This window comes from Neptunomonas sp. XY-337 (assembly GCF_004959845.1).
In the GTDB taxonomy this organism is placed as follows: domain Bacteria; phylum Pseudomonadota; class Gammaproteobacteria; order Pseudomonadales; family Balneatricaceae; genus Neptunomonas; species Neptunomonas marina.
The window spans coordinates 615,382-630,344 of sequence record NZ_SPLL01000001.1 but is presented as its reverse complement, the minus strand read 5'-3'; the positions used below and the strand labels follow the sequence as shown (position 1 = coordinate 630,344).

Here is a 14,963-nt window from a genome sequence, read left to right as displayed (position 1 = left end):
TGAGTGGATTCGAGGCTTGTGGCTCAGGTATACTTACAAAGTTTTTTGGTGGGGTTTAAGGTTTTCCGAATAACAAAATCAGAAGGGTGGCAGGCACAGTGTTCCTGTGATCCATAATCTGGTGGTGGTGAGAACCAAATCTCGAACAAGTTTAATCGTGATTGGGTGAGGTGTATGATCAAGATCAAAAAAGGTCTGGATCTACCGATAACGGGTGCTCCGGAGCAAGCGGTTTCTGCTGCAACTCCGGTAGTTCGATCGGTTGCCGTATGCGGACCAGACTATGTTGGCTGTAAGCCGACAATGGCCGTTAAGGTGGGTGATCGAGTAAAACTCGGTCAAGTGATCTTTTCCGACAAGAAAACCGAAGGTGTTCACTATACGGCACCGGGCGCTGGTATTGTCAAAGAAATTAATCGTGGCGAACGTCGTCGTCTGCTGTCCGTTGTTATTGAATTGGACGCAGAGGAAGAGGCCGTTGAGTTTGCTAAAGTGGATGCAGCGCAGCTGGACGCTTTAGAGCGCGAGCAGGTTGTAGCACAACTTAGCGAGTCAGGTCTGTGGGCAGCGTTACGTACGCGTCCTTTTAGCAGAGTGCCTGCTACCGATAGCGCGCCGTCTTCTATTTTTGTAACTGCTATTGATACAAACCCTCTAGCGGGTGATCCAGCACTATTTGTTGCTGCGTATTCTGAAGACTTTAAGAATGGTCTGCGGTTACTGACTAAGTTGACAGATAAGGCTGTTTACCTGTGTAAAGCACCAAATGCTGATATCCCTTCTGTTGAAGGTGTGACAGTTGAGGAGTTTGAGGGTAAGCACCCTGCAGGTAACGCTGGAACGCACATTCATTACTTGGACCCAGTGTCTCAAGCTAAGACTGTTTGGACAATTGGTTACCAAGATGTTGTAGCGTTCGGCAAGCTGTTCACAGAAGGTCGTATCTTTACTGAACGCTTTGTTGCTGTTGCCGGCCCGCAAGTAGATAAGCCAGCTATCTTAAAAACTCGTTTAGGTGCGAGCTTAGATGATCTTACCAGTGGTTTATTGAAAGGTGATAACAACCGTGTTATCAGCGGATCCGTTTGGAATGGTCGTAAAGCGGCGGGTGCGTTAGCGTACCTAGGTCGTTATTCAACACAGGTGTCTGTGCTGGAAGAGGGTGATAAGCGCGAATTTATGGGTTGGTTGACACCTGGCGCCAACAAGTTCTCGATCCTCAATATCTTTACGTCGTCTATGTCATCTAGCAAGACATTTAACTTCACAACGACAACCAACGGATCTGAGCGTGCGATGGTACCGGTGGGTCAGTTTGAAGAGGTTATGCCGCTAGACATTCTGCCAACTCAATTGCTGCGCGCGCTAGTTACTGGCGATATCGTCACTGCGATGCAACTGGGTTGTTTGGAGTTGGATGAAGAAGATCTGGCACTTTGCACGTTCGCTTGCCCAGGCAAGTACGAGTACGGTCCGATCCTTCGTGACAATCTGACGCGCATCGAAAAAGAGGCCTAAGAGGCGCCATATGAGCATCAGAAATATTCTTGACAAGATGGAGCCGCATTTCCACAAAGGCGGCAAGTACGAAAATTGGTATGCGCTTTACGAAGCGGTTGATACCATTTTCTATACACCTGGCAGCGTGACAAAAGCGTCTGCACACGTGCGTGACGGTATCGACCTCAAGCGCATGATGATCATGGTGTGGATGTGTACGTTCCCAGCTGTTTTCGCGGGTTTGTATAACGTTGGTTTTCAAGCAAATACTGCTATGGCTCAGATGGGTTTGGCAGAAGCTGAAGGCTGGCGTGGTGCTATCATCACTGCATTAGCAGGTTATGATGCATCCAGTATTTGGGATAACTTCATCCATGGCGCGACCTACTGGTTACCTATCTACGCAGTAACATTCGTAGTGGGTGGCTTCTGGGAAGTACTTTTTGCGATGAAGCGTGGTCACGAAGTTAACGAAGGTTTCTTCGTAACCTCTATCCTGTTTTCATTGATCCTTCCACCAACGATTCCTCTATGGCAGGTAGCACTAGGCATCAGCTTCGGTGTTGTTATTGGTAAAGAGGTATTCGGTGGTACAGGTAAGAACTTCCTCAACCCAGCTTTGACTGGCCGTGCGTTCCTGTTCTTCGCTTATCCTGCGCAGATGTCTGGTGACGCGATCTGGACTGCGGTGGATGGCTTCGCGGGTGCGACACCACTTGGTCTGGCAGCTGCTGGCGGTATCGATGCAATCCTCGCGCAGAACTTGACGTGGATGGATGCCTTTGTCGGTACGATCCAAGGTTCCGTTGGTGAAGTGTCTACCCTTGCTATCGCTATCGGTGGTGCAGTGCTGTTAATCGCTAAGATTGCTGCTTGGCGCATCGTTGCAGGTGTCTTCTTAGGCATGGTCGCAACCAGTGTGCTGTTCAATATTATCGGCTCTGATACTAACCCAATGTTTGCAATGCCGTTCTACTGGCACCTAGTGCTTGGTGGTTTCGCATTCGGCATGTTCTTCATGGCGACTGACCCTGTGTCAGCTTCGATGACGAACAAGGGTAAGTGGTACTTCGGTGCGTTGATTGGTGTAATGGTTGTATTGATTCGTGTAGTTAACCCTGCCTTCCCTGAAGGTATGATGCTAGCGATTCTGTTTGCAAACCTATTCGCACCGTTGATCGATAATTTTGTCGTACAGGCAAATATCAAGCGGAGGATGGCACGAAATGTCGGCTAATAACGATACTATCGGTAAAACGATTACCGTTACTGTCCTTTTGTGTGTGATCTGCTCCGTTGTCGTATCCGCGGCTGCTGTGCTGTTAAAGCCACAACAAGAGGCGAACAAACTATTAGACAAGCGCACCAATATTTTGGCTGCGGCTGGTCTGCTGGATCCGAGCAAGTCTGTTGATGAGTCTTTCGAACAAATCACTACCAAGGTAGTTGATCTAGAGACAGGCAAGTACACAGATGTTGTTGATCCTCAAACATATGATGCGCGTAAAGCTGCAAAAGATCCGCAGCTATCTGAAGCACTACCACGTGACAAAGATATCGCATCTATCAAGCGCCAAGCGAACTACCAGACTATTTATCTTGTTGAAAAAGAAGGAAAAATCGAAAAGGTTATCCTTCCTGTTCATGGTTACGGTCTGTGGTCTACGCTGTACGGCTTCCTAGCACTAGAGGGCGACTTGAACACAGTTGTTGGTTTAGGCTTCTATTCACATGCTGAAACACCGGGACTAGGTGGTGAAGTAGATAATCCTATCTGGAAGGCTCAGTGGCCGGGTAAGAAAGTCTATGATGAAGGCTCGACTGCGCCTGTACTCGGTCTTGTGAAAGGCAAGGTTGATCCTAGTTCGCCGAACGCTGAGCATCAGATCGATGGTCTAGCTGGTGCAACGCTGACGAGTAATGGTGTTACACGTCTGATCGAGTTTTGGATGGGCGAGAACGGCTATGCTCCGTTCCTAGCTAATCTGAAGGCAGGAGGGGTGTAATCATGTCTGCAGCTAAAGAAGTTTTAACCACACCGGTTGTAAAAAATAACCCGATCGCCTTGCAGATCCTTGGTGTCTGCTCGGCGCTAGCGGTTACGTCGAACCTGAATACAGCACTTGTTATGACGCTTGCGGTAATGGCCGTTACAGCGTTTTCTAACATGTTCGTATCTTTGATTCGCAACCATATTCCAAACAACATTCGAATCATCTGTCAGATGACAATTATCGCGTCGTTGGTAATTGTTGTTGACCAGATCTTGAAAGCGGTAGCGTATGACGTTTCGAAACAGCTTTCTGTATTCGTTGGTTTGATCATTACTAACTGTATCGTTATGGGCCGTGCAGAAGCGTTTGCGATGAAGAACCCTCCGGGTATCTCCTTCATGGACGGTCTTGGTAATGGTCTGGGTTATGGTGCGGTCTTGATCTTTGTTGGATTCTTCCGCGAACTTTTCGGCTCAGGAAAGCTGTTTGGTTACGAAGTACTGCCACTGATTACAGATGGCGGCTGGTATCCTGCTAACGGTCTGATGTTGCTACCACCAAGTGCGTTCTTCTTGATCGGTATCTTCATCTGGATTATCCGTACTTACGATAAAAAGCAGGTGGAAGCACCTGAGTTCGAAATGGCTCCAAATACCAAGAAGGAGGCTGTGTAATGGAACAGTATATCAGTCTTGCTATTAAGGCGATTTTTGTCGAAAACATGGCGTTGGCATTCTTCTTGGGAATGTGCACATTTTTGGCAATCTCCAAAAAAGTACAAACTGCTATCGGTTTGGGTATCGCTGTTATTGTCGTTTTGGCGATCACTACACCGGTCAACAACCTGATTTATAACGGTTTGTTGCGCGAAGGCGCATTGGCTTGGGCTGGCTTCCCTGAAGCAGATTTGAGCTTCCTAGGTTATATCTCTTATATCGGTGTAATCGCAGCGATTGTGCAGATTCTAGAGATGGTCTTGGATAAGTTCTTCCCAGCACTTTACAACGCACTGGGTGTGTTCCTGCCTTTGATCACAGTTAACTGTGCAATTATGGGTGCAGCACTATTTATGGTTGAGCGTGACTACACATTTGGCGAAAGCGTCGTATATGGCGTGGGTGCTGGATTCGGTTGGGCGCTTGCAATTGCTGCGTTGGCGGGTATCCGTGAAAAACTCAAGTACAGCGATGTGCCAGCGGGTTTGCGTGGCCTAGGCATTACCTTCATTACTGTTGGTCTGATGTCTCTTGGTTTCATGTCATTCTCTGGCGTACAGCTGTAAGCCAAACATGATGGTTTAAAGGAAGGATTGATAATATGAATACGATCATTCTTGGAGTTGTCATGTTTACTGTGGTGGTGCTTGCACTGGTAGCAGTAATTTTGGCGGCTCGTTCTAAGCTGGTCAGCTCAGGTGAGGTGACGATCAGCATTAATGATGATCCTGAGAAAGCGATTACAGTACCTGCTGGTGGTAAGTTGCTTCAGACACTGGCTGGCGCAGGTATCTTCGTACCTTCTGCATGTGGTGGTGGCGGTACTTGTGCACAGTGTAAGTGTCAGGTACTTGATGGTGGTGGTTCAATGCTGCCAACAGAAGAGTCCCACTTCACAATGCGTGAAGCGAAAGAAGGCTGGCGTTTATCATGTCAAGTTGCTGTAAAGCAGGACATGAATATCGAGCTTGAAGAAGAGATCTTTGGTGTTAAGAAGTGGGAATGTACGGTTGAGTCTAACCCTAACGTTGCTACTTTCATTAAAGAGCTGACACTACGCTTGCCAGAAGGCGAGAACGTTGACTTCCGTGCAGGTGGTTATGTTCAACTAGAAGCCCCAGCGCACGTCGTTAACTATAAAGACTTCGATATCGAAGAAGAGTACCGTGGCGACTGGGATAAGTTCGATCTTTGGAAGTTTGTATCCAAAGTTGATGAGCCGGTTATCCGTGCATACTCAATGGCAAACTACCCTGAAGAGAAGGGTATTGTTAAATTCAATATCCGTATTGCTTCTCCGCCTCCAGGTAAAGATGACCTGCCTCCGGGTCAAATGTCTTCATACGTGTTTAACCTGAAACCAGGCGACACGATTACCGTTTACGGTCCGTTTGGTGAGTTCTTCGCTAAAGATACGGATAATGAGATGGTATTTATCGGTGGTGGTGCTGGTATGGCGCCAATGCGTTCTCACATCTTTGATCAGCTTAAGCGTCTTAAGTCTAAGCGTAAGATCTCGTTCTGGTATGGTGCCCGCTCCCTGCGTGAGTGCTTCTACAATGACGAGTACGATATGCTGGCGGATGAGAATGATAACTTCCAGTGGCATTTAGCGCTTTCAGACCCTCAACCAGAAGATAACTGGGATGGTCTAACAGGCTTTATCCACAATGTATTGTACGAGCAGTATCTGAAGGACCACGAAGCGCCCGAAGATTGTGAGTATTACATGTGTGGACCGCCAATGATGAACGCCGCGGTAATCCAGATGTTGCTCGACCTTGGTGTTGAGCGTGAAAACATCTTCTTGGATGACTTCGGTGGTTAATCGCTGATGGATGCTTTTTTGCGTATCCCAAATCGGCCGGCAGCTCTGCTGCTGGCCTTTTTGTTTCTGTTTGGTTGCTCAAGCGAGACAAAAGAATCTATTCAGTCTGTCGCAGGCCCTACGATGGGCACCACATACTCGATTAAGTGGTTAGCGCATGATGCGAATCAGGCCGCTCAGCTACAGAGTGAAGTGGATCAATTGCTAATAGATATTAATCAGGCGATGTCTACCTACATCGAGGGCTCTGAGTTATCGCGGTTTAACCGTTTCGAGCAAGATGAGCCAGTTCCGGTATCCAATGCTCTTTTAGATGTACTCAAGCTTGCGCAGGATATTAGCTCACGAACGGATGGGGCTTTCGATGTTACCGTTGGACCGTTGGTTAATCTTTGGGGGTTCGGTCCTGACGGGCGTGTTATCTCTGCACCATCTGATGAGGCAATATCAGCGTTGCGTGCGAATATTGGTTACCAAAAGCTCCAGATATTAGAGGGCGCTATTCGCAAGCAAAGTAGCCTGTATGTTGACCTTTCGGCAATTGCGAAAGGTTATGCCGTCGATAAAGTAGCAGAGTTGCTCGATAAAAAAGGCGTTGCTAGCTATCTAGTTGAGATAGGGGGAGAGCTTCGTGCAAAAGGTATGAAGCCGAACAATGTTCCTTGGAAGGTTGCCGTCGAAAGCCCTACGGCGGGTTCGCGCCAAGTGCAGCAGGTCTTGAGGGCCACCGATGTAGCGATCGCCACATCAGGGGACTACCGCAATTACTTTGAAGAGGCGGGTGTGAGATACTCTCACACTATTGATCCGGCGACAGGTAAGCCCATTAACCACAAGCTGGCATCGGTCACAGTTCTGAGGCCAACATGCGCAGAAGCGGATGCTTTGGCTACTGCATTTTCGGTGATGGGGGAGCAGCGCGCTTACGCGTTCGCTCTTGCTAATGATATAGACGCATATTTTATTGCCAAAACCAACTCCGGTTTTGAAGAGTTAATGACGCCAGGCTTTAAAGCGCGTCTGGCACAGTGAGGTATTTATGGAAACATTTGTTCTAGTTTTCGCTTTTCTACTTCTGATTATTGTCGCGATGTCTGTTGGTGTTTTGATGGGGCGTAAGCCGATTGCTGGCTCATGCGGCGGTATGGCATCGCTCGGAATGGACACAGCCTGTGATATTTGTGGCGGTGATAAGGCTATTTGCGACGATGAAGATGAGAAAGCGCGTCGTATTGAAGAGATAAAAAAAGCCGACGAGCTCAGCTATGAGCTGAAGTAATAGGCGTTTGCAGTAACACGATATAAGAAAAAATTTAGTGCTCACATAAGGGGAAATGAATGGCTGTTTATGACTATGATGTCGTTGTAATAGGCTCTGGACCAGCTGGAGAAGGTGCCGCTATGAATGCGGTGAAGCATGGGAAACGAGTCGCCGTTGTGGAAGAGCAAGATACCGTTGGCGGTAACTGTACTCATAAAGGCACGATCCCCTCTAAGGCGCTGAGGCATTCGGTCAAACAGATTATTGAGTTCAATACGAACCCGATGTTCCGAGATATCGGCGAGCCGCGCTGGTTTTCTTTCCCTAAAGTACTAAAACGTGCTGAAAAGGTGATGTCGAATCAGGTGATGCTGCGTACGAACTTCTATGCACGCAACCGCGTTGATGTTTACTTCGGCAATGCGAAGTTCCAGGACCCGAAAACGATTGTGGTATCGGGTACATCAAACGGTGAGGAAGTTTTGCGTGCGGAAAACATTGTAGTTGCAACGGGTTCCCGACCGTACTGCCCGGCTGATATCGATTTCTCTCACCCTCGCATCTACAACTCAGATACGATTCTGAAGCTTAACCATACCCCGCGAACACTCATTATTTACGGGGCGGGCGTTATCGGTAGTGAGTACTGCTCGATCTTCAGTGGTCTTGGCGTGAAAGTTGATCTTATCGATACGCAAAGCCGTTTGCTCTCTTTCCTTGATGGTGAAATCTCAGATGCATTGAGCTATCACCTGCGTAATACCGCTGTTAAGATTCGCCACAACGAAGAGTACGAAAGTGTCGTGGGCGATGATCACGGCGTAGTACTGAACCTGAAGTCTGGTAAGCGCATTCGCGCGGATGCTTTCCTTTGGTGTAATGGTCGCACCGGTAACACGGATAACTTGAATATTGAGGCTTCTGGTCTTACGCCAAACGGACGGGGCCAGTTGGCAGTCGATCAAACGTACAAGACCGAAGTTGACCATATCTACGCGGTAGGTGACGTGATTGGATGGCCAAGTTTGGCGTCAGCGGCACTCGATCAAGGTCGCTCCGCTGCAGCGGATTTAGTGAAATCGCCTACATTCCGTTATATCAATGAGGTACCAACAGGCATCTATACGATCCCTGAGATTAGCTCTATCGGTAAGACGGAAGAGGAGCTAACGCGGGAATGTGTGCCCTATGAAGTAGGACAGGCGTTCTTCAAAGATACGGCGCGTGCGCAAATTTCTGGCCAGCCAGTGGGTATGTTGAAGCTGCTGTTCCATCGTGAAACTCTGCAGATTTTGGGCATCCACTGCTTTGGTGACCAAGCATCTGAGATTGTGCACATTGGACAGGCGATTATGCGCCAAGAGGGTAGCGCAAATACGATCGAGTATTTTGTGAACACAACGTTTAACTACCCGACAATGGCTGAAGCTTATCGTGTTGCTGCTATTGCAGGATTAAACCGTATCTCTAATCTGTAACACTGGATTATAAGGCCGTTGGTTATCAATACAGCGGCCTCTCTTCTCCGCTCTAGCTACTTCTTCTCGTCTGAGTTGTAGTATGCGTCTTCGTAATACTGCCCTTTGATATCGAGTTTGCGTTCGATAAGACGGGTATATGCATTCCAAATAAAGAATCCCGGTGCCATTAGTGCACAGATACCTACCATCAGAGCTGCGCCTTCATATTTGGCAGGTGCGAGCGTTATGCACCAGTCTAAAAAGCCGAGCAGTTTGCCTACGTAAAACCAGCCAATTAGAAAAGCGAAACCTGCACCCGTGGCGATATGGTGTAGGAGTTTTTGATGTTTCATGTTGTTTCTCCAAGGTATGTGCTGGAGAGAGTCTAACCGATATAGCGGTGCACGCGTATACTTGGCAGGAATGGAGTATCCTCGATGATCCGGTCAGAGCGGACCGAGCGGCTTCTCTCGGGTGGTTCAGGCGTTGGTTCTTTCAGCTTTGGGAGCGTCTGGCCGTTGTCTAGCGGTAATAAAATAGGCAGAGGGCAATTGCGTGCTGATCTGCGCCACGTGTTTTCTGACACTCGCCATGCGAAGTTTGCCCGCACTAATGGTTTTTGCTCCTGTACTTGTGCCAGGTCGTCGCTGTCGCTGAGCGCTTTAAGCAGATCAAGTTGCCGTTGGATGTGTGGCTGGCTCTGATCAAAGCGGCACAGCAGCTCCAAGCATTGGGTTGCGGTGATCTTTTTGATGCTGCGCCCGCTCGTGTACCAGCTAAAGCGAATGGAGTCTGGTCGCTCGTCGAGAATAGGGAGCAAGCGATAGCACTGTTTTAAATGCAGGCGTCCCAGCCCGTTGTAGTTGAGTGCCGTGCGGATTGGGTTCTCAATGGCGCTCAAGTGGCCGAGCACTTCGGCGCGTTGTTGCTCTCGCGTGGCTTTGACGGATTGCTGAAACAACGTCTTGGATATGTTTACCTGCTTTGCTAGCGCCAGTAAGTCCGGTGAGCACCCAACGACACCATACAGGCGTTCCGTTGCTCTGCCATCGCCGTGCGCCTCGTGCCATAGGTTGGTATAGGCGGTGAGTGCGATTTTAGGAGGTGCGACGGGCTCCCAAAGCAGTTTGGTGACAGGTTTTTCAGTGTTAAATGCGCTTGCGAAGCGCTGTAGGTCGCTCGTCATGCGTTTGAAAGACTCAATAACATCGCTATACATGAAGTTTGCCCAAGATCGCTATCCTATTGACTTCATTGAACCATTTCGCTTTTTAATACTCAATCCATGGGTAAGCTAATCTCTACAGAGTTGTTTTCTGTTTGGTTCAGCAGACGTTATACTGGTTGTCATTAAGCTGCGATCCACTTACGTTGCCCGAGAAATTCCGAGGTTGTTTCGGGGTAATTGATAGAGCGAACCTCAGGTGCCTACTTAAGCCCTCACATTATGTTCAAACCATTTTCTTTATTCGTTGGTTTACGCTATACCGCTGCCAAGCGAAGCAACAACTTCATCTCATTTATCTCTCTCGTATCAACACTGGGTTTGATGCTAGGTGTAGCCGCCTTAATCGTGGTGCTTTCAGTGATGAATGGTTTTGACCGTGAACTGCGTGGCCGCATACTCGGTATGGTGCCTCATGCAACCATTACTGGCTACAACGAGCCGATAGAGGATTGGCAGGCCGCTTCTGAGCGCGTCAAACAAGATGGCCGAGTTATCGGTACGGCGCCGTTTATTCATGCACAGGGGATGCTGACGCACGCGGGGCAGGTGCGTGGTGTGCTCGTTCAGGGGGTAGACCCGCAAGCAGAGGCCAACATCTCCATCGTTGCCGAGAATATGGTGGTAGGTAGCTGGGAGGCACTAGGGGAGCAACGTTTTGGCATCGTGATGGGGGATCTGTTAGCTCGCTTTTTAGGCGTACAGGTCGGAGATAAAGTCACCCTAGTCTTGCCCGAAGCATCAGTGAGTGTAGCGGGCGTGAACCCGCGGTTAAAACGTTTTACGGTGGTTGGGCTTTTCTCCGTTGGTGCTGAGCTCGACGCTTCGATTGGTTATATCAACATCAAAGATGCGGCCCGTTTGAAAAGAATTCCCGCGGGCGTTGAGGGGATCCGCGTCTCCTTTGAGAATCTATTCGATGCGCCCCACGCGGTGCGCGAGATTGCACAAAACCTTGATGGCTACTATCTGATCTCCGATTGGACTCGAACCCATGGGAATCTCTTCCAAGCGATTCAGATGGAGAAGAAGATGATCGGCTTATTGCTATTTTTGATCGTCTTCGTGGCCGCTTTTAATATCGTTTCTACGTTGGTGATGGTGGTGACCGATAAGAAATCTGACATTGCTATTCTGCGCACATTGGGCGCGACACCCGGTTTGATTATGCGCATTTTTATGGTGCAAGGTATTTTGATAGGTCTTATCGGCACGTTGCTCGGTACGCTATTGGGTGTGGTGCTTGCGCTGACGGTGAGTGACTTAGTTGCATGGATCGAACAGCTTTTGGGTATCGAGTTTTTGTCGGCTGATGTGTACTTCATCAACTATCTGCCGTCTCAGCTCAACTGGCCGGATGTGGGTATGATCGCATCGGCGGCGTTAATCATTAGTTTCGTGGCAACGCTCTATCCTGCGTGGCGAGCCTCAAAGACTCAACCTGCGGAGGCGCTACGTTATGAGTAATTCACCGGTTTTAACGTGTTCGGCGGTTGGTAAAACCTATCATGACGCCGGTACTTCACTGGAAGTTCTGGCGAATATCGAGTTCTCGGTCGAAAAAGGGCAGCGCATCGCTATTATCGGTAGCTCAGGAGCGGGAAAGAGTACGTTTCTGAATATCTTGGGTGGCTTAGAAGCCCCCACTACAGGATGCGTTACGGTAGGTGGCGAAGACCTCTACACAACGAATGAGCATGAGCGAGCCCGTATTCGTAATCGGCAGCTAGGGTTCGTTTATCAGTTCCATCATCTGCTACCTGAGTTCACAGCGCTTGAGAATGTTGCCATGCCCTTGCTGCTGCGCCAGACTGGCTTAACTGATGTAGAAGGCGCTGCGCGCGAAATTCTGAATGCCGTCGGGTTAAGCGAGCGGGTAAAACATAAGCCAGCACAGCTTAGTGGCGGAGAGCGCCAGCGTGTGGCCATAGCACGAGCACTAGTCACACAGCCTGCTTGTGTGTTGATGGATGAGCCCACAGGAAATCTTGATCGCCATACCGCTCAAGATATACAAGCGTTGATTAAACAGCTGAATGCTGAGAGAGGCATCTCGTTCATCATTGTGACGCATGACTTAGAGTTAGCTAAAACGATGGATAAGACATTAGAGTTGCGAGATGGTGGGCTATTTTCGCCGCAATAACGCTATTTCAGGCGTCGGCGCGACCAAGTGCGCCGCACATGCCAGACCCAAAAGTAGCTGGTGACAAAGTAGCTGATAACGCCAAAGACGACACCGCAAAACACAGAACCTGTCAGAAGTGGCCACCAGATCTGCTCAAGTATGTGGTGCAACTTCTCCAAATCAAAGTCGATACTCATGGGGGGGGTATTCAGGAGATATGAGCCCACCAAATAGGTAAAGTAAAAGATAGGTGGCATTGTTAGGGGGTTTGTTAGCCACACGAGTCCGACCGAGATCGGAATATTGCTCCTTATCACCAGTGCCAAGACTGCAGCAATAATCATTTGGAAAGGTACGGGTAGAAATGCACAAAAGATGCCCACCAAAAAAGCGCGCGAAACTGACTTGCGTGTCAAATGCCAAAGGCTAGGGTCGTGCAGACTAGAACCTAACCAGCTGAGATGCTTGTTTTCACGGAGAGAAGACTCATCCGGCAGGTACTTTTTTATAAGCTTGCGGGGCATGATTCCATACTTTGGAAAAATTAATAGGGGTATTATGCACACCGCCAGTTAGATAGCCAACATAGGATCAAGGATGATCGCATATATTGTAGGGATTTTTCTGGTTGGGTTAATGCCGACTCTGGTACCGACCGCGACGCTCCTTTTACTTCTGCCTGCCTCATACCTTATCTGGAACTACTATCCTAAACTCCTGCCGCTATTGCTGGGGATTGCGGTTGCTGTGTGGTTTGGAAATACGCAGCTGGATAGCCGTATTACAGAGTTAGAGGCGGGTAAGCATCAAGTGGTGGGGAAGGTGTCTTCGTCTGTGGTGAATAAAGCCGGTGTGGTTCGCTTTAACCTAGAGATCTTGCAGTCAGATAGCACGCCTAGCTTAGCGAGCCGCAAATTGATGCTGAGCTGGTATCAGCCAGATAAGTCGATTACTCAAAACGACATCATAGCAGCGGAAGTGTCCATCAAGCCGCCGCATGGCTTTGCAAATCCGGGTGGGTTTGATTTCGAGCGGTGGGCGCTAGTCAACGGTATTGATGGCGTCGGCTATCTACGCAGTGTCGATGCGGTCATAGAACAACGAGCAGCGCCTTTGGTCAGGGTTCGTCAAGCGATCACCGGTATGCTGCAGCAGCGCTATGGAGAGGCTTCACAGGTCTCGGCAACGGTTATAGCCCTACTCATTGGCGATAAACAGTATTTCAATGAGGCCAATTGGCAAGTGATGCGAGCAACTGGCACCGTGCATCTCGTTGTCGTGAGTGGTTTGCATATCGGGATCTGTGTTGCGGTTGGGTGGTGGTTGGGCCGAGCAGTGCAGAGTCTGCTTATTGTGCTGGGGGTGCGGCGCTTTTATAAACTGCCGGCCGTTTCAGCGCTCGTGGTTAGTGGCCTTTATGTCGCCTTGGCAGGCTTCAGCATTCCAACGATAAGGGCATGGGCAATGGCAGCCGTTTTTCTAGGAGGATGGCTGTTAAGTCGGGGCTCAACACTTTGGCGGCGTTTTTGGGCATCCATGGCGGTGGTGCTCTCGCTACAGCCGTTAGCCTTTTGGGAAGCAGGTTTTTGGCTATCGTTTTCCGCTGTCGCGATATTGATCTATCTATCCGAGCAGCGCTACGAAAGTCGTTCTCGATGGCTTGCGATGGCATGGAGAAGTCAAGTCGCTATTTTTCTCGTGATCACTCCGTTTCTACTACACCTGTTTGGAGCTCTTACGTTACTGGGCCCTATTGTTAACTTAGCGGCCATTCCTTTTATGATGCTGCTTCTGCCTGCTCTTTTTCTAAGTACATTTTTAGCGCTAATTGCCGATTTTCCATCGCCTATGGATTTTGTAGCGAGTGGGCTGGAGTGGTTTTGGCAAGCGCTTCACTGGGCTGCAATACAGGGCGAAAAATTGCAGTTTGAAGGGATTTACCTGTCTAAATTCGATGTGGCATTGGCGCTGTTTGGGTCGGCCTTATTGCTACTTCCGCTTGCCTCGCAGACGCGGTTTATCGGTGTGGTCTTCTGGTCTTTAGCGTTGCAGCCAAGCAAACCTGCTCCCGTTGAGCGCTTCACAGCAAAGGTCTTCGATGTGGGGCAGGGCACATCAGTTCTCATCACAACATCAGACCATGCCTTATTGTATGACACGGGACGTAGTTACAAGAGTGGCAGTTCAGCCTTCTTGCGCGCCGTATTGCCCGCGCTACAAGCCGGTGGCACACAATCACTTGATAAGCTGGTTATTAGTCATGCGGATAATGATCATGCTGGTGGCGCGCAGCATGTTCTCGATAGTATCCCTGTCGCGAAAATCGAGAGTGGTATGCCAGACGATATTGGTGTGGCGGCTGTGTCTTGCCATCATGTTCAACCATGGCAGTGGAGTGGTGTGCAGTTTCGCTATCTGGTGCCTAGCGTTTCGCTAGGCAATAACAATGATCGGTCTTGTATTTTGGAAGTGCGCAGTGACACCTGTTCGCTATTATTGACCGGTGATGCGGGTCAAGCGGTCGAGCGTTCATTGATAAACGAGCTCTATCCCACCGATTGGTTGCTCCTCGGGCATCATGGCAGTAAAACCTCCACGAGCAATGCGTTACTAGATCAGCTCAAGCCCGTGGCAGCGATCGTCAGCGCGGGTTACATGAACCCCTATCATCATCCACATCCATCGGTCATGCAGCGAGTGACACAGCGTGAGATTCAGGTGTGGCGAACGGATCACCACGGCATGATTACTCTGCGTGATAATGGTGTTGATGGGTGTCTTGCCAGCAGTTGGCGAGAGAGCTGGCCACGTTATTGGTCTATCTCATTCTAATTCCTTCACTATTCCATTT

The 14,963-nt window shown here is 49.1% G+C and carries 15 protein-coding genes; 12 read left to right on the top strand and 3 right to left on the bottom strand.

All coding sequences use genetic code 11. The annotated features are described in order from the left end of the window. Positions 1 to 174: 174 nt before the first annotated feature. The 9 genes from E4L36_RS03195 to sthA are packed head-to-tail and all read left to right on the top strand — an operon-like array spanning position 175 to position 8,777. Positions 175 to 1,518: a Na(+)-translocating NADH-quinone reductase subunit A gene (locus E4L36_RS03195; RefSeq protein ID WP_136679180.1), complete on the top strand. Its 1,344-nt coding sequence runs from the start codon at positions 175 to 177 to the stop codon at positions 1,516 to 1,518. 10 nt (positions 1,519 to 1,528) lie between these two features. Next, complete coding sequence (locus E4L36_RS03190; RefSeq protein WP_127692670.1) at positions 1,529 to 2,737, top strand: NADH:ubiquinone reductase (Na(+)-transporting) subunit B; 1,209 nt, start codon at positions 1,529 to 1,531, stop codon at positions 2,735 to 2,737. Beyond that, complete coding sequence (locus E4L36_RS03185; protein ID WP_136679179.1) at positions 2,727 to 3,506, top strand: Na(+)-translocating NADH-quinone reductase subunit C; 780 nt, start codon at positions 2,727 to 2,729, stop codon at positions 3,504 to 3,506. The genes E4L36_RS03190 and E4L36_RS03185 overlap by 11 nt, the downstream gene beginning before the upstream one ends. 2 nt (positions 3,507 to 3,508) lie before the next feature. Beyond that, entirely contained in the window at positions 3,509 to 4,168 is a 660-nt protein-coding gene (locus E4L36_RS03180; protein WP_136679178.1) for an NADH:ubiquinone reductase (Na(+)-transporting) subunit D, read from the top strand. Continuing rightward, the gene (gene nqrE / locus E4L36_RS03175; RefSeq protein WP_127692673.1) at positions 4,168 to 4,776 is read left to right on the top strand and encodes an NADH:ubiquinone reductase (Na(+)-transporting) subunit E; all 609 of its coding nucleotides are present in this window, start codon (positions 4,168 to 4,170) and stop codon (positions 4,774 to 4,776) included. Before E4L36_RS03180 ends, nqrE begins: the two co-directional genes overlap by 1 nt. 35 nt (positions 4,777 to 4,811) lie before the next feature. Further along, entirely contained in the window at positions 4,812 to 6,038 is a 1,227-nt protein-coding gene (gene nqrF / locus E4L36_RS03170; RefSeq protein ID WP_127692674.1) for an NADH:ubiquinone reductase (Na(+)-transporting) subunit F, read from the top strand. Positions 6,039 to 6,044: 6 nt separating this feature from the next. Continuing rightward, positions 6,045 to 7,070 (top strand): FAD:protein FMN transferase, encoded by a 1,026-nt coding sequence (locus E4L36_RS03165; protein WP_136679177.1) that lies wholly within the window; start codon positions 6,045 to 6,047, stop codon positions 7,068 to 7,070. A gap of 7 nt (positions 7,071 to 7,077) precedes the next feature. After that, positions 7,078 to 7,317, top strand: a complete 240-nt coding sequence (nqrM, locus tag E4L36_RS03160) for a (Na+)-NQR maturation NqrM (RefSeq protein WP_136679176.1) — start codon at positions 7,078 to 7,080, stop codon at positions 7,315 to 7,317. Positions 7,318 to 7,376: 59 nt separating this feature from the next. Further along, on the top strand, positions 7,377 to 8,777 hold the full coding sequence (gene sthA / locus E4L36_RS03155; protein WP_127692677.1) for a Si-specific NAD(P)(+) transhydrogenase: 1,401 nt from the start codon (positions 7,377 to 7,379) through the stop codon (positions 8,775 to 8,777). Positions 8,778 to 8,833: 56 nt separating this feature from the next. Here the strand turns inward: sthA and E4L36_RS03150 are convergent, their stop codons facing one another. Both E4L36_RS03150 and E4L36_RS03145 read right to left on the bottom strand, forming a co-directional pair. After that, positions 8,834 to 9,112: a hypothetical protein gene (locus E4L36_RS03150; protein WP_136679175.1), complete on the bottom strand. Its 279-nt coding sequence runs from the start codon at positions 9,110 to 9,112 to the stop codon at positions 8,834 to 8,836. A gap of 32 nt (positions 9,113 to 9,144) precedes the next feature. Further along, positions 9,145 to 9,978 (bottom strand): hypothetical protein, encoded by an 834-nt coding sequence (locus E4L36_RS03145; protein WP_136679174.1) that lies wholly within the window; start codon positions 9,976 to 9,978, stop codon positions 9,145 to 9,147. A 228-nt stretch (positions 9,979 to 10,206) separates the two neighbouring features. On the opposite strand from E4L36_RS03145, the gene E4L36_RS03140 reads away from it, so the two are divergent. Both E4L36_RS03140 and lolD read left to right on the top strand, forming a co-directional pair. Beyond that, positions 10,207 to 11,451 carry a lipoprotein-releasing ABC transporter permease subunit gene (locus tag E4L36_RS03140; protein ID WP_136679173.1) on the top strand — a complete coding sequence of 415 codons (1,245 nt, stop codon included), beginning with the start codon at positions 10,207 to 10,209 and terminating at the stop codon, positions 11,449 to 11,451. Beyond that, positions 11,444 to 12,130, top strand: a complete 687-nt coding sequence (gene lolD, locus E4L36_RS03135; RefSeq protein ID WP_136679172.1) for a lipoprotein-releasing ABC transporter ATP-binding protein LolD — start codon at positions 11,444 to 11,446, stop codon at positions 12,128 to 12,130. The genes E4L36_RS03140 and lolD overlap by 8 nt, the downstream gene beginning before the upstream one ends. Before the next feature lie 2 nt (positions 12,131 to 12,132). Here the strand turns inward: lolD and E4L36_RS03130 are convergent, their stop codons facing one another. Beyond that, complete coding sequence (locus E4L36_RS03130; RefSeq protein WP_136679171.1) at positions 12,133 to 12,636, bottom strand: DUF2062 domain-containing protein; 504 nt, start codon at positions 12,634 to 12,636, stop codon at positions 12,133 to 12,135. Positions 12,637 to 12,709: 73 nt separating this feature from the next. On the opposite strand from E4L36_RS03130, the gene E4L36_RS03125 reads away from it, so the two are divergent. Continuing rightward, complete coding sequence (locus E4L36_RS03125) at positions 12,710 to 14,944, top strand: DNA internalization-related competence protein ComEC/Rec2 (protein WP_136679170.1); 2,235 nt, start codon at positions 12,710 to 12,712, stop codon at positions 14,942 to 14,944. The last annotated feature ends 19 nt before the right edge of the window (positions 14,945 to 14,963 follow it).